This window comes from Gordonia malaquae NBRC 108250 (genome assembly GCF_000344135.1).
GTDB lineage: Bacteria > Actinomycetota > Actinomycetes > Mycobacteriales > Mycobacteriaceae > Gordonia > Gordonia malaquae.
Genome location: NZ_BAOP01000010.1, coordinates 1 through 20,882, shown reverse-complemented (window position 1 = coordinate 20,882; position 20,882 = coordinate 1). Strand labels below are relative to the sequence as shown.

At 67.2% G+C, this 20,882-nt stretch carries 16 protein-coding genes; 12 read left to right on the top strand and 4 right to left on the bottom strand.

The features are described 5' to 3' along the window. Positions 1-44: 44 nt before the first annotated feature. From GM1_RS07795 to GM1_RS07785, 3 genes are all read left to right on the top strand, one after another. Positions 45-3,059, top strand: a complete 3,015-nt coding sequence (locus tag GM1_RS07795; protein WP_008377834.1) for a protein kinase domain-containing protein — start codon at positions 45-47, stop codon at positions 3,057-3,059. After that, a complete protein-coding gene (locus tag GM1_RS07790) occupies positions 3,049-5,841 on the top strand; it encodes an AfsR/SARP family transcriptional regulator (RefSeq protein WP_040519708.1) in 2,793 nt (930 codons plus the stop codon). The genes GM1_RS07795 and GM1_RS07790 overlap by 11 nt, the downstream gene beginning before the upstream one ends. Positions 5,842-5,937: 96 nt before the next feature. Further along, entirely contained in the window at positions 5,938-6,591 is a 654-nt protein-coding gene (locus tag GM1_RS07785; RefSeq protein WP_008377832.1) for a hypothetical protein, read from the top strand. A gap of 71 nt (positions 6,592-6,662) precedes the next feature. Here GM1_RS07785 and GM1_RS07780 read toward each other — a convergent pair whose 3' ends face one another. Together GM1_RS07780 and acnA are read right to left on the bottom strand one after the other, a co-directional pair. Continuing rightward, positions 6,663-7,232 (bottom strand): TetR/AcrR family transcriptional regulator, encoded by a 570-nt coding sequence (locus tag GM1_RS07780; protein WP_008377831.1) that lies wholly within the window; start codon positions 7,230-7,232, stop codon positions 6,663-6,665. A 3-nt stretch (positions 7,233-7,235) separates the two neighbouring features. Then, the gene (acnA, locus tag GM1_RS07775; RefSeq protein ID WP_008377830.1) at positions 7,236-10,034 is read right to left on the bottom strand and encodes an aconitate hydratase AcnA; all 2,799 of its coding nucleotides are present in this window, start codon (positions 10,032-10,034) and stop codon (positions 7,236-7,238) included. 241 nt (positions 10,035-10,275) lie between these two features. On the opposite strand from acnA, the gene GM1_RS07770 reads away from it, so the two are divergent. The 8 genes from GM1_RS07770 (at position 10,276) to GM1_RS07735 (ending at position 18,471) form a co-directional block, all read left to right on the top strand. Continuing rightward, positions 10,276-10,863 carry an Rv1476 family membrane protein gene (locus tag GM1_RS07770; protein WP_008377829.1) on the top strand — a complete coding sequence of 196 codons (588 nt, stop codon included), beginning with the start codon at positions 10,276-10,278 and terminating at the stop codon, positions 10,861-10,863. A gap of 227 nt (positions 10,864-11,090) precedes the next feature. Further along, positions 11,091-12,581: an NlpC/P60 family protein gene (locus GM1_RS07765; protein ID WP_008377828.1), complete on the top strand. Its 1,491-nt coding sequence runs from the start codon at positions 11,091-11,093 to the stop codon at positions 12,579-12,581. A 144-nt stretch (positions 12,582-12,725) separates the two neighbouring features. Then, a complete protein-coding gene (locus GM1_RS07760) occupies positions 12,726-13,802 on the top strand; it encodes an AAA family ATPase (RefSeq protein WP_223291433.1) in 1,077 nt (358 codons plus the stop codon). After that, entirely contained in the window at positions 13,789-14,730 is a 942-nt protein-coding gene (locus GM1_RS07755) for a DUF58 domain-containing protein (protein ID WP_008377826.1), read from the top strand. Before GM1_RS07760 ends, GM1_RS07755 begins: the two co-directional genes overlap by 14 nt. After that, positions 14,727-15,719, top strand: coding sequence for a VWA domain-containing protein (locus GM1_RS07750; RefSeq protein ID WP_008377825.1), 993 nt, complete (start codon positions 14,727-14,729; stop codon positions 15,717-15,719). Before GM1_RS07755 ends, GM1_RS07750 begins: the two co-directional genes overlap by 4 nt. A gap of 77 nt (positions 15,720-15,796) precedes the next feature. Continuing rightward, complete coding sequence (gene fabG1, locus GM1_RS07745) at positions 15,797-16,528, top strand: 3-oxoacyl-ACP reductase FabG1 (protein WP_008377824.1); 732 nt, start codon at positions 15,797-15,799, stop codon at positions 16,526-16,528. Between the two features lie 40 nt (positions 16,529-16,568). Then, the gene (gene inhA, locus GM1_RS07740; protein ID WP_008377823.1) at positions 16,569-17,402 is read left to right on the top strand and encodes an NADH-dependent enoyl-ACP reductase InhA; all 834 of its coding nucleotides are present in this window, start codon (positions 16,569-16,571) and stop codon (positions 17,400-17,402) included. Between the two features lies 1 nt (position 17,403). Continuing rightward, complete coding sequence (locus tag GM1_RS07735; protein WP_008377822.1) at positions 17,404-18,471, top strand: ferrochelatase; 1,068 nt, start codon at positions 17,404-17,406, stop codon at positions 18,469-18,471. Here GM1_RS07735 and GM1_RS07730 read toward each other — a convergent pair. Continuing rightward, the gene (locus GM1_RS07730) at positions 18,452-19,249 is read right to left on the bottom strand and encodes an Rv1486c family protein (protein ID WP_008377821.1); all 798 of its coding nucleotides are present in this window, start codon (positions 19,247-19,249) and stop codon (positions 18,452-18,454) included. The two genes, GM1_RS07735 and GM1_RS07730, sit on opposite strands and share 20 nt — an antisense overlap. A 60-nt stretch (positions 19,250-19,309) precedes the next feature. Between GM1_RS07730 and GM1_RS07725 the strand changes: the two genes are divergently transcribed. After that, entirely contained in the window at positions 19,310-20,146 is an 837-nt protein-coding gene (locus GM1_RS07725) for a DUF3097 domain-containing protein (RefSeq protein WP_008377820.1), read from the top strand. Between the two features lie 87 nt (positions 20,147-20,233). On the opposite strand, the gene GM1_RS07720 is transcribed toward GM1_RS07725, so the two are convergent. Next, the gene (locus GM1_RS07720) at positions 20,234-20,734 is read right to left on the bottom strand and encodes a hypothetical protein (protein ID WP_223291370.1); all 501 of its coding nucleotides are present in this window, start codon (positions 20,732-20,734) and stop codon (positions 20,234-20,236) included. Positions 20,735-20,882 lie beyond the last annotated feature (148 nt).

The following is a 20,882-nucleotide window of genomic DNA, read 5'->3' as shown; positions in this document are numbered from 1 at the left end:
GTGCCTTCGTTCGAGCCGCCTGCTCCCTCGCCTACGATCAGCGAATGACCGAACCGACCGAGCCTGCGCCGTCCCAGCTCGTCGGCGACCGGTATCGCCTGGTGGAGCGGATCGGCCGCGGCGGCATGGGGGAGGTCTGGCTCGCGCGTGACGAGCTCCTCGACCGTGACGTGGCGGCCAAACGCATCCTGACCGTCGGTGCCGACACCGACCAGGGATCGACCCGCAGGCGCAGGGCGATTCGTGAGGCCAGAGCAGCGGCCCGGCTCACCCACCCGCACGCGGTGGCGATGTTCGACGTGCTGGTCGCCGATGATCCGTGGCTCGTGATGGAGTACTTCCCGTCCGTCAGCGTGGCCGACGTCCTCCGCCGCAGCGGAACGATGTCGCCCGCAGAGGCGGCACGGATCGCGGCGGATGTCGCCGGTGCGCTCGCCGAGGCGCATCGTCGGGGCGTCGTCCACCGCGACGTGAAGCCAGGGAACATCCTGATCTCGACGGGGTCGAGCGGGCACGGGACGGTGAAGGTCGCCGATTTCGGAATAGCTCGATCGGCGGGGGACCCGTCGATCACGCGGAGCGGAATCGTCACGGGCACGCCCGCCTACTTCGCGCCCGAGGTGGCCCGCGGCGCTGAAGCGACGACGGCGTCCGATGTGTACTCTTTGGGCGCCGCGCTGTACACGATGATCGAGGGGCGACCGCCGCACGGCGACGACGACAACGTCATCGCGACGCTTTTCCAGATCGCGAACACCGAGCTTCGCCCGATGACCGCAGACACGGATCTGACGCAGGTTGTCGTCCGACTCATGACCCGGGACGTCGAATCACGCCCGTCCATGTCGGAGGCGCGCGACCTTCTTGCCGACTGGGTGACGCGGTCGACCGGATCGGTGGACCTCGGACTCCTCGGCGGTGTCGCCGACGTCGTCGCCGAACTCTCATCGGCCCCGCCGACGCTGATGCCGACGCTGTCGACCCCGTCGTCACCCGTCCGGCGAACCCGCAACGTGCCCGCAGAGCTGACGTCGTTCATCGGCCGGGAAAAGGAACTCGCCGACCTCGCCGCCATGATGGCGACCAGCCGGGCGGTCACGATCACCGGACCCGGCGGGGTGGGGAAGACGCGCATCGCACAGCGAGTCGCCTCGACGAGAGCCGACGCGGATGGTCCCTGGTTCGTCGAGTTCGATCGTGTCCGCGATGCCGCGGGCGTTGCTGACGCGCTGGTGTCCGTCCTGGGGATCACGACCGCCGGCGGTGTGGGCGCCGTTGTCGAACACCTCGGCTACCGGTCCTGCCTGCTCGTCTTCGACAACTGTGAGCACCTCGTCGACACCATCGCCGACACGGCGCACCAGATCCTTCAGGCGTGCCCGCAGGTGTCGATCCTGGTGACCAGCCGCACCGCGTTGGGCGTTCCGGGAGAGCGGAGGTACGCACTCGCGCCACCGTCGGACGGCACCGAACTGTTTCTGGCGCGGAGCCCTCAAGCTGTGGGTCCGGAAGACCTGGACGACGTGCGGCGTCTGTGCGAGGCAGTCGACCACCTTCCGCTCGCCATCGAACTGGCCGCGGCGCGCACGAGGATCCTGTCCGTTCGGCAAGTTCTGACCAGCATCGGAGACAATCTCGCAGTGCTCGGGCCACACGACAGCGAACGGCGTTCGAGGCGAACGAGTTTGATCACAGTGATCGACGACTCGTTTCAAGCGCTGCGCGAATCGCGTCGGTCGTTGCTGATCGACCTGTCGGTGTTCGTGGGGAGCTTCGACGTCGATGCGGTCGCCGCCGTCACCGGTCGCGATTTCGGGCTGGTCGACGACCTCGCGGGTCTGGTGGACGAGTCACTCGTCACGGTGGTCGGGGGAGATCCCCGTCGGTATCGGCTGCTCGACACGGTCCGCACGTTCGCGTCCGGGCATCTGGACGCCGCGCGACGAACCGACTTGGTGGATCGCCGCAGACGGTGGGCCGTCGCGATCGCCGCCGACGCCTTCGACGGACTCCGCGGTCCCCATTCGGTCGCGTGGATGACGCGTGTCGACGCCGAGATGCCGAACATCCGCGCGGCTCTCGACGACGCATCGCCGGTCGACTCGGCCGAGTATGCGCGGATCGTCGGTGGCCTGTACTGGATCTGGTACCGCAAGGGAAGGATCGACGAAGGCAGCAGGCTCCTTGATCCCGTGTTGACCGAATCGGTCTCGTCGGTGTCGGATTCCGACCTGGTCCGATGCGTGGTCGGTCGAGCGCTGCTTGCCTACCTGGCCGGGGACGTCGACGTCATCGCCGGTTGCGGGGATCGCCTTCGGGTGATCGCTCACCGGCTGGGGCCCGATCCAGCACCGGGACAAGCTCGGCGCGCCGCGGCCGAGTCGGCTGCGATGTTGGCGTTCATGGCGGCAGGCATGGGGACTCCGGACGAGACACGCGAATGGGCGGTGCGGGCCCGAGGATTCGCGATGGCGGAAGGCCTCGCGTGGACGGCTGCCGAGACCGAGATCGCCTTCGCCGGCGCCGCGTCCCGCATCGGCGACGCAGCCGCGGTCGGGCGGCACCTGGAAGCGATGAGGTCCACCGCGCAGGAGCACGGATTCGACTGGCTGCACGCGTCCGCGCTGTGGCTGACGGCCAAGCACACGATTCGGACGACCGGCGACACCGCCGAGTCACGTCGCCTGTTGACCACGATGATCGCGATCTGCGAGCGCAGGGCGGACCTGACGTCGTGGATGGTCGGCGTCGTCACCCTCGCGTACGTCGAGTTCGTGGAGGGCTATCACGAGCGGGCCGCACTGCTCCTCGGGGTGACGGCCCGGCGCAGTGATGAGTCGGGGTTCTTTCCCGAGCGGCTCGACCCTATCGACATGGCGGAGTTCGTCACGGACATGAGATCGACCATCGCCGCCGACACACTCGGGCGGGGTATCGACACCGGACGAACGCTCAACCGCGCCGGTGTCGCGTCGCTGATCGCCGACTGCGCCACGAGTCGCAGTGGACCGGTGGATCGACCAGGTCACGAGAATTATCCTGGTACGCGTGGAGATTGACGTCGATGTGCTCGGACCGCTTCGCGTGCGAGTGGACGGTGAGGTCGTATCCACCGGCGGTCCGCTGCCCCGCGCACTGCTGTGCAGGCTGATCACAGCGGCGGGGGAGACTGTCCCGGAGACGACCCTCATCGAGCTGTGGCGCAGCGCCCCGCCGAGATCGGCCGTCTCCACGTTGCACGGTTACGTCTCGACGCTCCGCCGCGTGCTGGAGCCCGCACACGGCAGGGCACAGCCGAGTGTCCTTGTGCGCAACGGTGTGGGGTACGCGATCCCGAGAGACTCGGTGACCGTCGACAGCCGACGATTCGACGATGTCGTGACGGCCGCGCGGGCGGCAGCCGACCAACTCGACCGGCGTACCGCACTCGTCCGGTTCGACGACGCGCTCGCCTTGTGGCGAGGTCCCGCATACGCCGACGTCATCGAATGGGATTTCGCGCAGGTCGCGTCGGCCGGTCTGCACGCCAAGCGTGACGCAGTGGTCCTCGATCGGCTCGAAGTGCTGTCTGATCTCGGCGAGCACGACGACGCCGCAGCCGGCCTCCTGGCAGTCGTCGAGCAGTCACCGCTGGTCGAACGCGGATGGGAACTGTTGGCGCTCGCGGAGTACCGCGCGGGTCGCCAAGCTGCTGCGATGGCGAGTCTGCGGCGCGCCCGCACTGTGCTCGCAGACCAACTCGGGGCCGAACCGGGACCCGGCCTGACGAATCTGTACGAGGCGATGCTGCGCCACGATCCCGACCTCCTGCCGAGGCCCGTTGTCGTCGCGCCGACCCGGAGAACGCGATATGTGCCGGCCGAACTGACAACGTTGATCGGGCGTGACGCCGAGGTCGCGGTGGTCTCCGGTCTCATCGAGGAACACCGGATGGTGTCGGTCACCGGGCCGGGGGGAGTCGGCAAGACGCGCGTCGCTCAGCGGGTGGCAGGGGTGTCCGGACACCGCGACGGCGCGTGGTTCGTCGAACTCGCGGGTGTGCACGATGCTGTCGGGATCAGCGACGCGATGGTCAACGTTCTCGGCCTCACGGCGCAAGGTGGAGTCGACATGGTCGGCACGATGCTGCGCGACCGCAGCTGCCTCGTGGTCCTCGACAACTGCGAGCATCTCGCGGGCGCCGTCGCCGACGTCGCCGAGAGGTTGCTCAGGGCGTGCCCCGACCTGAGAATCCTGACCACGAGCCGAGTTGCGCTCGGCGCCGACGGCGAGTGGATCCACCCGCTGAGTCCGCTGGCCGACGGCACCGACCTGTTCTGCGAACGCAGTGCAGAACCGGTGCGCGACGTCGACCGAGACGACGTCCGGCGACTGTGTGCAGCGTTGGACAATCTTCCCCTTGCACTGGAACTGGCGGCCGCACACACGAGCGTCCTGTCTGTGCGTCAGCTCCTCGATCGTCTGGACGACCGCTTCGCGTTGCTCGAAGCCCGGTCGGCGCGGTCCGTCGGCCGACACCTGAGCATGCGGATGGTGATCGACGCCTCGTACGCCGCACTGACCTCGTCGCAGCGATCCCTTATGCAGGACCTCGCGATCTTCGAAGGAGGTTTCGACTTCGACGCCGCGGGCGCCGTGTCGAAGCGTGGGGCGGACGTTCTGCCGGATCTCGCTGCTCTCGTCGACGCGTCACTGGTCGCGGTCGTCGGTGGGGATCCGCGCCGATATCAGGTGCTCGAGGTGTTGCGCGAGTATGCGATCGGAGAATGGTCACCGGAGCGCCGCGCCGACCTGGTGGCGGCGCACATCGGGTGGGCTGAGGCGGTCGCCGCGGCGGCGTATCCCGGACTGCGCGGACCTGACTGCATCACCTGGATGCGCCGGATCGAGGCGGAACTCCCGAACATGCGCGCTGCTCTGGCGAATTGCGTCGAGACCGACCTCACCACCTATCTGCAGATCGTCGGCGACCTTCACTGGTTCTGGTTCCGTCGTGGACTCATCGACGAAGGAAGCCGTCTGCTGGCGCCCGTGGTGAGCGATGCTGCAGCGTCGGCGCCGGTTGAGCGGCGAGTCCGCGTCCTCTCCGGCCGCAACCTCGTCGCGTACCTCGCGGGTGACGGCGAAACGATCTTCGACTCCCTGCAGCGACTGCAAGCTCTCCTTGTGGAGATCGGTGACGATCCGATCGATCCGGCCGATCGTGGCGCCGCTGCCGAGGCCGCGACGATGCTCGCGTTCTTCTTCGCCGGAGCCGGTGCGATCGCCGAGTCCGCACAGTTCGCGGCCGTGTCTCGGCGTCATGTAGGCGCCGACGGCGACAGCGAGGCGCGCGGGGAACTCGAACTCGCCGTCGGCACGGCGGGTTTGAGATCCGTTGATCTCGACTCCGCAGAGATCCACCTGGGTGAGGCCATCCGGATCGCCGACGTGAACGGCTACGACTGGCTCCTCGCATCGGCATGTTGGATCCTCGCGAAGAGCCGGATCGCAGGGGACGACCTGATCGGGTCCAGGCCGCTGCTCGGACGGATGGTCGAAGCCTGCGAGCGTTCCTACGATCTCACGTCGTGGATGGTCGGAGTCGCGACGCTTGCGTACGTCGCCTACCGGTCGGACGACCCGGAGACAGCTGCCCGATTGACGGGTGTAGTCCGTCGTCGGACGGATCTGACCGGCTACGACCCGGAACGCATGGATCCGATCGACCTCGCCAGGTACGGCGCGGAGATTCGCGACGGCATCGCCTCTGACGTGTACGAACACGGTCTCGAGGAAGGTCTCCACGCCGACCGCGGAGCTGTCACCGCACTGATCGCGGGGGCCGTCGCCCTCGATTGAGCCGCGGGTTCAAGCTGATTCCAATCGTCCCGGTGCATCCTGTCGACACTCAATCGACACGGCGCTCCCCGGCGCCAGGACCGAAGGAATCACCCCATGACATCGATCGGCGACCCCATCGCAATTCCTGGATCAGAACAGGCCGAACGTCTCGACACCGCTCCGCGGGAGACCGTCGCGCTCCCGACGGTGCGAGCCGTGGGCATCGCACTCGCTGTGAGCGCCCCGATCTGGGCGGTGGTGATCGTCCTGTACGGCGACGTCGTCGACTTCGGGTGGCGCACTCTGCTGGGCGGCGTCACCGCCCTCGCCTTCCAATCGGCGGTCGTCGGATTGCTGCGCGTGGAGGAACGAGCACGCGCCATGACCCGCCCGGGCTCGTCGGGCACCGTGGCCACAATCGGCTTCCGCGTCGAATACGTGCTGATGGCGGGAGCCATGGTCTCGACCGTGCTCGACGGCTTCGCGCTGATCGAAGGCACGGTCGTCTGGGCGGTGTTCGACGCCTGCTGGCCGCTGTCCATGCTGGGCATGGTGATCATCGGGGCCCGTGTCGCGATCGTCGGCCGCTGGCAGGGCGCCCTGCGGTGGCAGACGCTGTTCGCCCAGAGCTGGTTCGTGTGGGGCATCCCGGCGATGGCTTTCGGAACCGTCGGGACCGTCGTCATGATCTCGCAGGTCGTCCTCGGATACGGCGTCCTCGGTGGCCTGCTCGCCGCGAAACCGGGAGCGACGACGTCGGACGTCTGACCCCGCAAACGACACTGCCGCCGATCGTGACCACATACTGGTCACGATCGGTGGCAGACGTCGTACCGGCGTCAGACGGCCGGTTTGCGCACCGACGCTTCGACGAGGTCCAAGACCGCATGCAGGTCGTCCGTGGACTGCCCCGATGCGAGTCTCGTGACGATGCCGTCGAGGATCACGTCGAGGTAGGTGACGAGGACTTCGGGTTCCACATCGTTGCGGAGACTGCCCGCCTGGCGTTTGCGCTCCAGACGCGCGAGTGTCGCCGCTTCGCGGTCGGCCGCCTGAGACTCCCACGCCTTCCGGAAACCGGGATCGCTCCGAATCTTGCGGACGATCTCCAGTCGGGTGCTCAGCCAGTCGAAGTCCTTGGGGCGCGCGAGAATGTCACGCATCACTTGGACCAGGCCCTGTCGTGCCGCGACGTCGGCCATCCGGTCGGCGTCCTCCCTCGCGAGCGCGAGGAACAACGCCTCCTTGTCTTTGAAGTGGTGGAAGATGGCTCCACGGGACAAACCGGTGGTCTCCTCCATCCGCTTCACGGTGGCGCCTTCGTAGCCGTACTGCGCGAAACAGTGCCGCGCGCCGTCGAGAATCTCCCGACGACGCGCGGCGAGCCGGTCATCGCTGACCCGTGGCATTGATCAGCTCTTGATCATGTTCCGCAGGACGTACTGCAGGATGCCGCCGTTGCGGTAGTAGTCGGCTTCACCGGGCGTGTCGATGCGGACGACCGCGTCGAACTCGACCTTCTCGCCGTTCTCCTTGGTCGCGGTGACCTGAACGGTCTTCGGGGTGACGCCCTCATTCAGCTTCTCGATGCCGACGAAGTCGAAGGTCTCTGTGCCGTCGAGGCCGAGGGTCTTCGCCGACTCGCCCGCCGGGAACTGCAGCGGGACGACACCCATGCCGATGAGGTTCGAGCGGTGGATGCGCTCGAACGATTCGGTGATGACGACCTTCACACCCAGCAGGACGGTGCCCTTGGCGGCCCAGTCACGCGAGCTGCCCGAGCCGTACTCCTTGCCACCGAGGACGACCAGCGGGATGCCGGCTTCCTTGTAGTTGACCGACGCGTCGTAGATGAACGACTGCGGGCCGCCCTCCTGCGTGAAGTCGCGGGTGTAGCCGCCCGAGACGCCGTCGAGCAGCTGGTTCTGCAGACGGATGTTCGCGAACGTTCCGCGGATCATCACCTCGTGGTTGCCACGACGGCTGCCGAGCGAGTTGTAGTCCTTGCGGGCCACACCGTTGGCGTCGAGGTACTGCGCAGCGGGGGTGCCGGGCTTGATCGGGCCTGCCGGGCTGATGTGGTCGGTGGTGACCGAGTCGCCGAGCAGGGCGAGGACGCGGGCGCCCTTGATGTCGCTGACCGGAGTGGTCTCGAGCGTCATGCCGTCGAAGTACGGCGCCTTGCGGACGTACGTCGACTTCTCGTCCCACGCGAAGGTGTCGCCCTCGGGAGTGCTCAGACCCTGCCAACGCTCGTCACCGGCGAACACGTCCTGGTACGACTTGCGGAACATGTCCTGGTTGATCGCCGACTTGATGGTGTCGTCGATCTCCTGGGCGGACGGCCAGATGTCCTTCAGGAAGACGTCGTTGCCGTCGGTGTCCTGGCCGAGGGCCTGCGACTCGAAGTCGAAGTCCATGGTGCCGGCGAGGGCGTACGCGATGACCAGCGGCGGCGAGGCCAGGTAGTTCATCTTGACGTCGGGGGAGATGCGGCCCTCGAAGTTGCGGTTGCCCGAGAGGACGGCGGTGACGGTCAGGTCGTTGTCGTTGACAGCGGCGCTGATCTCCTCCGGCAGCGGGCCGGTGTTGCCGATGCACGTGGTGCAACCGTAACCGCCGAGGTGGAAGCCGAGCTTCTCCAGGTACGGCCAGAGGCCTGCCTTCTCGTAGTAGTCGGTGACGACCTGCGAGCCGGGAGCCATGTTGGTCTTGACCCACGGCTTGGAGACGAGGCCCTTCTCGACCGCGTTGCGGGCGAGGAGGCCTGCGCCGATCATGACCGACGGGTTAGAGGTGTTGGTGCACGAGGTGATGCCGGCGACCGCGACGGCGCCGTGGTCGAGCACGAACTCGCCGCGATCGGCGGTGGTGACCTTGATCGGCTTGCTCGGACGGCCCTCGGAGCCGTTGGCGGCCGACTGGACGTTCACTGCACCGTCGTCGGCGAAGGAGAGCGCGGCCGGGTCGGACGCCGGGAACGACTCTTCGACGGCCTCGTCGAGCTGCGTGTGGGCCGGGGTGTTGCCCTCTTCCACGTAGTTGTGGATGTCCTTGCGGAACGCGACCTTCGACTCGCTCAGCAGGATCCGGTCCTGCGGGCGCTTCGGGCCCGCGATCGACGGGACCACGGTGCCGAGGTCCAGCTCGAGGTACTCGGAGTACTGAGCTTCGTTGTCGACGTCGTGCCACATGCCCTGTTCCTTGGCGTAGGCCTCGACGAGAGCCAGCTGCTCGTCGTCGCGACCGGTCAGGCGCAGGTAGTTGATGGTCTCACCGTCGATCGGGAAGATCGCACAGGTCGAACCGAACTCGGGGCTCATGTTGCCCAGGGTGGCGCGGTTGGCCAGCGGCACCTCGGCGACGCCCTTGCCGTAGAACTCGACGAACTTGCCGACGACACCGTGCTGACGAAGCATGTCGGTGACCGTCAGGACGACGTCGGTCGCCGTCACACCCGGCTTGATCTCACCGGTCAGCTTGAAGCCGACGACACGGGGGATCAGCATGGAGACCGGCTGGCCGAGCATCGCTGCCTCGGCCTCGATGCCGCCGACGCCCCATCCGAGGACGCCGAGACCGTTCTCCATGGTGGTGTGCGAGTCGGTGCCGACACAGGTGTCGGGGTACGCCTGACCGTTGCGCACCATGATCGAGCGCGCGAGGTACTCGATGTTGACCTGGTGGACGATGCCGGTGCCCGGGGGGACGACCTTGAAGTCGTCGAACGCGCCCTGGCCCCAGCGGAGGAACTGGTAGCGCTCACCGTTGCGCTGGTACTCGAGCTCCACGTTGCGCTCGAAGGCGTCCGCGGTGCCGAACACGTCGAGGATCACCGAGTGGTCGATGACCATCTCGGCGGGCGACAGCGGGTTGACCTTGTTCGGGTCGCCGCCGAGAGCGGCGACGGCCTCACGCATGGTGGCGAGGTCGACCACACAGGGCACACCGGTGAAGTCCTGCATGAGGACACGCGCGGGGGTGAACTGGATCTCGATGCTCGGGTCGGCCGACGGGTCCCAGTTCGCGAGGGCGTTCACGTGCTCGCTGGTGATGTTGGCGCCGTCTTCGGTGCGCAGGAGGTTCTCGGCGAGGACCTTCAGTGCATAGGGCAGCTTCTCGGTGCCGGGCACGGCGTTGAGGCGGAAGATCTCGTACGAGTTCTCACCGACCTCGAGGGTGCCGCGGGCGCCGAACGAATTGATACTCACGTGTGCTCCACTCTGATCTCTGCTGGCCGCCGACGGGCTGCGTCGACGGAAGTTTGTGAAGTGTCGCGACCTGCGGACGGGCCGGCCCGCGTCGCCACGCCTCCATCCTAGCAGTACGGCCGTACTGGTTCGTGCAGAACGGTGTACTCGACGCGCCGAGTTCACCTGAGCGTCGGACACGGGGGAGTCCTGACGTATTCTTCGAGCCGATATCGCTCACGCCACGAGAGGACGCAAGACCATGAGCCCGGAACCGGTCGTGTTCACAGTAGCGTCCCCCGATCCGGTCGGCGGACGTCCCGCTGACAAATGGTCGAGCCTCGACATGCCCGCGATCATCAAACAATTGACCGCGACTGGCGTGTCCGCCCCCGACGATCAGTCCGGCGAACTGACCGCGCTCGTGAAAGAGGCGAAGGCCGACGGGCACGACCTGTTCGTCCTCGTCACCGACCAGCACTTCTCGCCCTTCACCGTCTACCGCGACATCGCGCAGGAATTGCAGCAGACCACCGGCGGCACGGTTCTGGTGTTCGGTCCGGGTGGGATGGGCACGGCATCCACCGACTTCTCCCGCGTCGAGCTCGAGGACGGCACGTCCGAGGTGCACGCCGGGGCGAGCGCGCCGCAGGCGGCGCGTGAGATCTATGAGAAGGCCGTCGATCCGAACGTCAACTGGACGCTGGTGACCATCGCGCTGATCGTCGTCGTGGTGATCGGAGCCGTCATCGCGCGTGTGCGTGGCCGCGCCTCCGTCGACGACGGAACAGGGCCGAAGCCCGCAGCCGACGGAACCGACGTGGACAACGACGCGACTCCCGCGACTTGATCTGTCCGACTTGAGGCATCTGTTCGGCTGACACCCGGTCGCCGGGTCCGTTACTCAACTGTGACGACATCGAATGTGGTCGTCTTTCGTGCTGCTCACTCGCATTTCCGCAGGTAATCACGCCTTTGTAATTCCGTGACACCAGTTTCCCGCGAGACTCCTGTGACGTACGGTGCAGGAGACACTTATGGTGTGCGGGGGACGGATGTTGAGGGAGATCACGGTACATGCGAGCTGATACGAGCACGCGATGGACGGCGCGCGGCTTCACGGTGGGCGCACTGGCACTGACGAGCCTGCTCGTCGCCGGTCCGGCCATCGCCGAACCCAACAAGTCGAACCCGATCGCATCACTGATCAACGAGATCGCCGACGTAGACCAGACACTGTCCGACCTGGCGGGTGCTGTCGCCGTCAAACAGGAGAACGTGAACCGCGCCCTGGTGGACTTCCAGAACGCGGTGGCCGCCCAGCAGGTCGCGGTCTCCGCCAATCGCGGAGCAAAGGCATCGCTCGACAAGGTGGGCTCTCTCGTCGAAGAAGCCCAGCGCGACTTCGACAAGTTCATCCGCTCGGTGTACCGCCAGGGCAACAACGAAGGCGCGATGACCAAGTACGTCGCGTCCGACGATCCGCAGAAGATCCTCGACCAGATGACTGCCGTCGATCAGGTGTCGCGCCAGCAGCAGGGTGTGATCCGCAGACTTCAAGTGGCGCGGAACCAACAGGCCAACCGGGTCGCCGCGACGGAGGCGACGAAGCTGCAGGCCGACGCGGCAGCCCAAGACGCCGCCGCCCGACGGACCACAGCGGTCGACGCGTACAAGGCTGCGACGGGTGCAGTGAAGGATCAGCAGGCCAAACGCTCCACGCTGTTGCGTCAGCGCGACGACCTCGCAACCCGGCTCGCCAAGCTCAAGGGCGTCCCGAAGCGCAGCGTCGATGCGCCCACGTCCGGCGCCACATTGCCGGACATCGTCGCCGACGGCGTCGACAAGGCCATCAAGACGATCCCGGGTCGGCCGGTCGCAGGCGACGACGCCCTCGCACAGGCTGCGCAGGCCGCAGCGAAGCTGGCGGCAGACACCGGTCAGGCGCTGCTCGCGAGCCTCATCGGGCAGCAGCAGATCCCACATTCGAAACTGCTCGACGAACTCGGCATCGGCGGCACCAGTCCATTCGCCGAAGGCGACAACAACACGTTCACCCGCCTCGGCAACGGCTCGTTGGGCAGCCTGTTCAGCGGCAACGGCGCCACCCCGGGTGCTCCCGGACCGGTCAACCCCGGACTCAAGGGCGCACCGGCCATCGAGCTCGTCATCAACCGCATGAAGTCACAGCTCGGTGTCACGTACGCCTGGGGCGGCGGCGACGCCAACGGCCCGACGCTCGGTATCCGTGACGGCGGAGTCGCCGACAGCTACGGCGACTACCAGAAGGTCGGCTTCGACTGCTCGGGTCTGATGATCTACGGCTTCGCCGGTGTCGGCATCGACCTTCCGCACTACACGGGCTACCAGTACACATCGGGTCCCCAGGTGCCGCTGTCGGAGATGCGGCGCGGCGACATGATCTTCTTCGGGCCGAACGCCAGTGCTCACGTCGCGCTCATCCTCGGTGACGGCACGATGATCGAAGCCCCGCAGTCCGGCGACGTCGTCAAGATCTCCCCGGTCCGCACCGCAGGCGCGATGCCGATGGTCGTCCGTCTCCTCTGACGCGCCATCGCCGTCCGGGTTCGGCGATCCTCTACTGTGGTGTGAGTACGCACGCGACGATCTTCAGGAGTAACACCCTTGACTTCAACGGACAGTCCGGATCTGGCTCTCACCGCCGAGGACACCAAGGTCCTCGAACGTGCGATGTACGAGGTCAAGCGGGTGATCGTCGGCCAGGACAAACTCGTCGAACGGATCCTCGTCGGGCTCCTCGCCAAGGGGCACATCCTCCTCGAAGGTGTGCCGGGTGTCGCGAAGACGCTCGCCGTCGAGACCTTCGCGACAGTTGTCGGCGGTAGCTTCTCGCGCGTCCAGTTCACGCCAGACCTGGTCCCCACCGACCTCATCGGCACGCGCATCTACCGCCAGGGCCGTGAGGAGTTCGACACCGAGCTCGGTCCGGTCGTCGCGAACTTCCTGCTCGCCGACGAGATCAACCGTGCACCGGCCAAGGTCCAGTCGGCACTTCTGGAAGTCATGGCCGAGCGCCACGTCTCGATCGGCGGCACCACCTACCCGATGCCCGAGCCCTTCCTCGTCATGGCGACGCAGAACCCGATCGAGAACGAGGGCGTGTACCCGCTGCCGGAAGCGCAGCGCGACCGTTTCCTGTTCAAGGTGATCGTCGACTACCCCTCGGTCGAGGAGGAGCGCGAGATCGTCTACCGGATGGGCAACCAGCCGCCGTCGGCGTCGCCGGTCCTCGACCCGGAGACGACCCTGCTCCTCCAGCGCAAGGCCGCCAACGTGTTCGTCCACCATGCGCTTGTCGACTACGTGGTGCGGGTCATCAACGCCACTCGCCGCCCGGCCGAGGTCGGCTTGAGCGATGTCGAGCAGTGGCTCGCCTATGGCGCGTCGCCACGTGCCACCCTCGGCATCGTCGCTGCGGCTCGTGCCCTCGCGCTCATCAACGGTCGCGACTACGTGATCCCGCAGGACGTCGTCGAGGTGATCCCGGACGTCCTCCGGCATCGTCTGGTGCTGAGTTACGACGCGCTGGCCGACGAGGTGTCCGCCGAGCAGATCATCACCCGGATTCTGCAGACCATCGGTCTGCCGCAGGTCTCGGCGACGCCGGTGCCGCAGCCCGGTCAGCCGGTGCAGCCCGCACCGGTCGCCGTGCAGCAGGTCCCGATCAGCCAGGCCCCGACCGCACAGGTGCAGGCGCCGCAGGTCCAGCAGCAGGGGCCGGATCAGCAGGGCCATGTCGGCCGATAGCGGCCTGCCGTCGTTCCACGACGGGACCCTCAGCGATCCAGCGCTCACCGCGGCACTCAAGTCACTCGAGCTGACCGTCCGGCGCAAGTTGGACGGCGTGCTGCAGGGCGAGCACCTCGGTTTGATCCCAGGTCCCGGCTCGGAGCCGGGGGAGGCCAGGCCCTACCAACCCGGCGACGACATCCGTCGCATGGAGTGGTCCGTGACCGCGCGAACATCGACGCCACACGTGCGTCAGATGATCGCCGATCGAGAGCTCGAGACCTGGTTCGTCGTCGACGCGTCCGCCAGTCTCGACTTCGGGTCGGGCACGCGGACCAAGCGTGACCTCGCCGTCGCGGCATGCGCTGCGATCGTCCACCTGACCGCGGGCGGCGGCAACCGCCACGGCGCGATCATCGTGACGGGTGACGACATCGTCCGCCTGCCCGCACGTTCCGGCCGCGCGCACGACCGCGCGCTCCTGAAGGCTGTGGCGACCACTCACCGCAGCAACCCCGGCGTTCGAGGCGACCTCGACGCGGGCTTGGAGGCGCTTCGACGTCCGATGCGACGTCGGGGACTCGCGGTGGTCGTCAGCGACTTCCTCGGCCCGATCGACTGGGACCGTTCGCTCCGCGCGATCGGCGCGCACCACGAACTGCTCGGCGTGGAAGTGCTCGATCCGCGCGATGTGGAGCTTCCCGACGTCGGGCAGCTGACGCTGCGTGACGCCGAGTCGGGCGAGATGCTCGACGTCGATGCGACGCCGCGTCTGCGCGCGGACTACTCGGCGGCGGCCGCGGAGCATCGTGGCCGGGTGCAGCGTGCGTTCCGCAGCAGCGGCGGCCCGGTGCTGTCGTTGCGGACCGACCGCGACTGGCTGTCGGACACGGTGAGGTTCGTCGGCGAGCGCCGCCGGGGCATGGCGGCCGGGGTCGCCCGATGAACGATCTCTTCGCCCACCCGTGGTGGCTGGCGTCGATCCTGCTCGTCGTCGCTCTGATCGCGGCGTACGTCTTCGTGCTGCGGCGTCGGAAGGCTCGTTCGTTCCGGTTCGCGAATCTCGACGTCCTCAAGTCCGTCGCGCCCGGGAAGACGGACCGTTTTCGGCATGTGCCGTTCGCGATCCTCGCCGTCGGGCTTCTGTTGTTGACGATCGCTATGGCCGGGCCGATCGCCGAACGTGACGTCGCCCGCAATCGCGCGACCGTCGTGCTGGTGGTCGACGTATCGCAGTCGATGAAGTCGACTGACGTCGCGCCCAGTCGATTGCAGGCAGCACAGGCCGCAGGCAAACGATTCGCCGACGACCTGACCGACGGCATCAACCTCGGACTGGTCGCATTCGCAGGCACCGCGTCGACGCTTGTGTCGCCGACGCCCGATCACGATGCGACGAAGAAGGCCCTCGACAATCTGAAGCTCGCCGAGAAGACGGCCACCGGCGAAGGCATCTTCGCGGGGCTGCAGCTGATTCAGACGTTGAATGCCGCCCTCGGCGGCGATTCGGCGGCGCCTCCGGCGCGGATCGTTCTGCTGTCGGACGGCAAACAGACCGTGCCAGACGACCCGGACGACCCGCGCGGAGGCTTCACAGCGGCGCGCAAGGCCAAGGAGAAGGGCGTGCCGGTGTCGACGATCTCCTTCGGCACGATGCACGGCACCGTCGAGATCGAGGGACCGAACGGCGGAGTCGACACCGTCGACGTGCCCGTCGACGACGAGTCGCTCCGGACCATCGCGAACCTGTCGGGTGGCGACTTCTTCACTGCGTCGAGTCTCGACGAACTCAACAAGGTGTACGCGACTCTGCAGAAACAGATCGGCTACGAACGTCAGCGCGGCGACAACTCCCGTCCGTGGCTGATCGCCGGAACGCTCCTGGCGATCCTCGGTTCGGTGGCCGCCTTGTTCCTCAACCGTCGGTTGCCCTGACCGCGTAGCGCACTCCGACCCACCGCTGTGTGACTGCTTTCGCAGTCACGTACTCATCTGAGATAGGTTGATCAACCATGGCAGACTCCATCATTCCCGAGCAGACTTCGCGTTCGGTCCTCGTCACCGGCGGCAACCGCGGCATCGGCCTGGCCGTCGCCAAGCGTCTCGCGGCAGACGGACACAAGGTGGCCGTCACCCACCGCGGTTCGGGCGCTCCGGAGGGGCTGTTCGGTGTGCAGTGCGACGTCACCGACACCGCTTCCGTCGAGCGTGCGTTCGCCGAGGTCGCCGAACACCAGGGCCCGGTCGAGGTCCTCGTCGCGAATGCGGGCATCGACGACAACATGCTCCTCATGCGTCTGTCGGAGGAGAGCTTCATCAAGGTGATCGACGCGAACCTGACGGGTGCTTTCCGTTGTGCGAAAGCCGCCACCAAGGGAATGCAGCGAGCGAAGTTCGGCCGGATGATCTTCCTCGGTTCGGTCGTCGCGACATCGGGAGTCCCCGGTCAGGCGAACTACGCCGCGTCCAAGGCCGGCCTGATCGGCCTCGCCCGTTCGATCGCCCGTGAACTCGGCTCGCGCAACATCACGGCGAATGTCGTTGCGCCCGGCTTCATCGAGACCGATATGACCGCGGGCATGGAGGACCGGTACATCGAGATGGCGAAGCAGGCGATCCCGCTCGGCCGCACCGGCAAGCCCGAGGACGTCGCCGCTGCGATCAGCTTCCTCGCCTCAGACGAGGGCGGATACGTGACCGGAGCCGTGCTGCCCGTTGACGGTGGCATGGGCATGGGCCACTGAACACCTTCCCTCATCATCACCTCGGACTAGGAGCAATCACGTGACCGGCATCCTCGCAGGCAAGACAGTTCTCGTCACCGGCATCATCACGGACGCGTCCATCGCGTTCCACACCGCCAAGGTGGCGCAGGAGCAGGGCGCGACGGTGATCATCACCGGCATCCCCGAGCGTCTGCGTCTGATCGACCGCATCGCCAAGCGACTGCCTCAGGAGGTGCCGCCCGCGATTCCGCTCGACGTCACCGATGAGGAGAGCCTCGGTGCGCTCGCCGACAAGCTCCGCGAGCTCGCACCGCAAGGCATCGACGGCGTGGTCCACTCGATCGCCTTCGCTCCGAAGACCCTGATGGGACCCGATGCGGTGCCGTTCCTCGAAGGACCGGGCCCCGACGTGTCACGCGCGTTCGAGATCTCGGCGTGGAGCTATGCCTCCCTCGCCCGGGCTGCACTGCCCGTGATGAACGAGGGCGGATCCATCGTCGGCATGGACTTCGACCCGCGCACGGCGATGCCGGACTACAACTGGATGGGCGTGGCGAAGGCCGCACTGGAGTCGGTCAACCGGTACGTGGCACGCGAGGTCGGTGAGGCGAAGCGCGTCCGCTCCAACCTCGTCGCCGCCGGCCCGATCAAGACGCTTGCGGCCAAGGCGATCTCGGGTACCGCGACCGACGATGCGAAGAAGCTGAACATGCTCAACGAGTACTGGGACGGCGCATCGCCCATCGGCTGGAACGTCGACGATCCGGGTGTGGTCGGCACCAGCGTGTGCGCCCTGCTGTCGGACTTCCTGCCGGCCACCACCGGTTCGATCGTGTACGTCGACGGCGGCGCAAGCCACAACACGTGGTTCCCGGACGACTTCCTCAGCTGACGTGAGTGACTCGTCGAAGGACGGCAGTGCGTTCGACGCACTGCTGTTCCTCTCGTTCGGCGGCCCCGACAAGCCCGAGGACGTCCGACCGTTCCTGGAGAACGTGACCCGCGGTCGCGGCGTGCCGCCCGAGCGGCTCGACGAAGTGGTTGAGCACTACCTCCACTTCGGCGGAGTGTCGCCGATCAACCGGCTCAATCTCGACATGATCGATGCGCTCGGCTCGGAACTCGACCGCCGCGGCCGCACGGACCTGCCGATCTACTTCGGCAACCGCAACTGGCATCCGCTGGTCGAAGACACTGTGTCGACAATGGTCGACGACGGTCACCGCCGGATCCTGGTGTTCCCGACCTCCGCCTGGGGCGGCTACTCCGGGTGCCGTCAGTATCACGAGGACATCGCCGCGGCGCTTCCCGAGTCGTCGGATCTGCTCCTTCGCAAGCTCCCGCACTTCGCGGAGGAGCCTGCCTTCCGAGGCGCCGTGGCCGACGCGGTCCGAGCCGCGTTCGGCGGTTTCGAGGACGGCCCGGCACCACGGCTGGTGTTCACAGCTCACTCGATCCCGGAGTCGGCTGATCGAGCTGCCGGTCCGGCCTCCGACGGCGGCTATCTGTACTCGCGTCAGGTCGCCGCTGCTTCGGCGGCAGTGGCGGAGGCGGTCGGTGCCGACGACTTCGACGTCGTGTGGCAATCGAGGTCGGGTCCGCCGCAGGTTCCTTGGCTCGAGCCGGACATCTGCGATCACCTCCGCGCGCTGTCCGACGACGGCGTGACTCGCGTAGTGGTGTGCCCGATCGGCTTCATCTCCGATCACCTCGAAGTTGTGTGGGACCTGGACTCGGAGGCGGCTGATGTCGCTGCCGAGCTGGGCATGGAGTATGTCCGCGTGCCGACGGCCGGTACCTCCGCGCGTTTCATCGCTCTCGTCGCCGATCTGGTTGAGCGGTACGTCGACGGCGGGGGAGACCTCACCGTCCTCGGGTGCGGGGACAATGGCACCGCGTGTCGACCCGACTGCTGTGTCCCGGTCCGTCGCCCCGGCAAGGCTACCGCCGATAGTCGGTGATCAGCGTGTTGATCGCGGCGGTGCGCGCCGTGCGCGTGAGTGATGTCAGGCGCCGGAGTCGGTCGTCGGCGACGGTCGACTGAGCGCCGCTGACACCGAGTGCCCCGACACCCGCCAACTGGACGATCGCGTCGATCTGAGCGGCCGCTGCCAGAACACGGTCCACACGTGGGTTGTCGTGGGGTGGGAGGTCCAGTCGTCGGGCTTCGGTCATGGCGGCGAGGGCGTCGCGAAGGTCGGCCGGGGTACTTGGACGTGCGCCCGACAGTCCGGCGATGATCTGCGCTGCTTCGCCGACCGCCTCGCGCAGGTTGTACTCGAGTTCGCCGAGCGGCAGATCGGACGACAGCCGATCCACTGCGACGGCCGTCGTGAGCCTGTTCAGCTCCCACCTGCAGCGCTCGGGCGTACCGCGTGCGATCAGGCCCAGCGCGAGTGTCGGGCCGTCGGATCCGGCCGGTCGGTCGTCGATGAGCAGTACCTCGCGCGTTGTCATCGCAGAGTCCATCACAGTCCCCGGAGGGAGACCCTGAGCGTCGCCCGCGGCAGGCATCCGGACGGCGACGTGAGCGTTTGCTGCGACGAGGTCGAGCAGTTCGAGGACGTCACCGGTGTGCACGTCGTCGGACGGTCCGTCTACCTCGTGCGCCTGTGCGTAATCGTGGAGAGTGTGCAGGACGTCGTCGGGAGCGCAGCGGCTGGCATCGCGCGCCGCAGCCCACACGGCGAGTGCCGAGACGGGCCATGCGCGCATGGTGGAGATCGAGGAAGTGGTCATCGCCCATCCACGGTACGCGTCGGTCCGCGAGAAGCCGACAGACTAGTGTGGGCGATCGTGATGGACGATCGATACGGCCGCGACGTGTTGGCCTCCCCGCGGAAGACCAAGCCGAAGGCGCCCGAGGTGGCTGCTGAGCGTGATCTGGTCGTCGAGGACGCCGGAACCGGGTTCTGTGGCGCCGTCGTCGGCCTGGAGAAGAGCTACGCGGGCGACATGGTCCGGCTCGAGGACCGGCATGGTCGGACACGGGTGTTCCACATGTATCCGGCCGCTTTCCTGATCGACGGCAAAGCCGTCACGCTGGTCCGTCCGAGGGGACGCGGGCCCAACGCGCCGGAGACCATTCAGACCGCATCCGGGTCGCGGGCTCTCCCGAAGCAGCGGGCCAGGACGGCGCGTGCCAGCCGGATCTTCGTGGAAGGCGTGCACGACGCGACGCTTGTCGAGCGCGTGTGGGGCGACGATCTGCGAGCCGAAGGCGTGGTGGTGGTCAGCCTCGACGGACTCGACAATCTGGACGACGCATTGGCGGAGTTCGAGCCTGCGCCGCACCGCCGCGCAGGTGTGCTCGTCGATCACCTCGTCGCCGGGTCGAAGGAGGCCAGGCTCACGAGGGAGGTCGGCGAGAACGTCCTCGTGTGCGGTCACCCGTACATCGACGTCTGGGAGGCGGTGAAACCCGCCTCGGTAGGCATTTCCGCCTGGCCGACGATCCCGCGTGGCACGGACTGGAAGACGGGCATCTGCAACGAGCTGGGATGGGGCGAACCGCGAGACGGTTGGCGCCGAGTGCTGGCCGGGGTCAAGAACTTCCGCGATCTCGAGGTGCCGCTCCTGCGGAGTGTGGAAGAGCTGATCGACTTCGTGACCGTCGGGCCGGACGTCACGAGCTAGCGTCGCCGTTCAAGGTTCCCCGATTCTGGTGAATTGTCGAGCGGCGGGCCCCGATCCGCTGATTCCGGGGAACCTTGAACGGCGACGCTACTTCTCGCCGTAGGCGCGGTCGCCGAGCAGCGCGTCGAGGAAGGCAATGAACGCGTCGGCGGCAGGCGCCGAGACGAACTCGGCGATGTCGCGGGGCTCCTCGTCCGGATCGAGCAGCCCGAACACGTCACCGTCGGTGCTGGGGAGCACCCACAGTCGGCGAGTTCCCGGACCGGTGAGCCGGACTGCCGGGTCGGGATCGTCCACGACTTCGGTCGGAGCGATCCATTCGACTCCGGGATGGTCGGCATCGGCATCCGACAGGATCGTGTCGCCGCCGATCCGCAGGTGTTCGGGCATCGCGACGAGATGGGCGATGAGCTTCGCGATGCGACGAGCCGACTCCTCGTCGTAAGCGAAGGCCAATGCGTCCCAGTCGCCCGCGTCGTTGTAGATGAGCGCGTGCTGGCCGTCGTTCGCCGCGACTGCGATGTGCGCGGTGACGTCACCCGGCAGCGTCGCCGTCCACCGTCCGATGATCTCGGTCCTCTTGCTCACGACGCACGACACTACGCGGTTGGTGTCGGTACGGCACCGGATCCCGCGGTACGCAGCGCTACAACAGCAAGGTGACGCCGACATAGAAGCATGCGCCGAGCGCCGCCCATCTGAGACACTCAATCGCTCGCTGGACGCGCCGATGCTT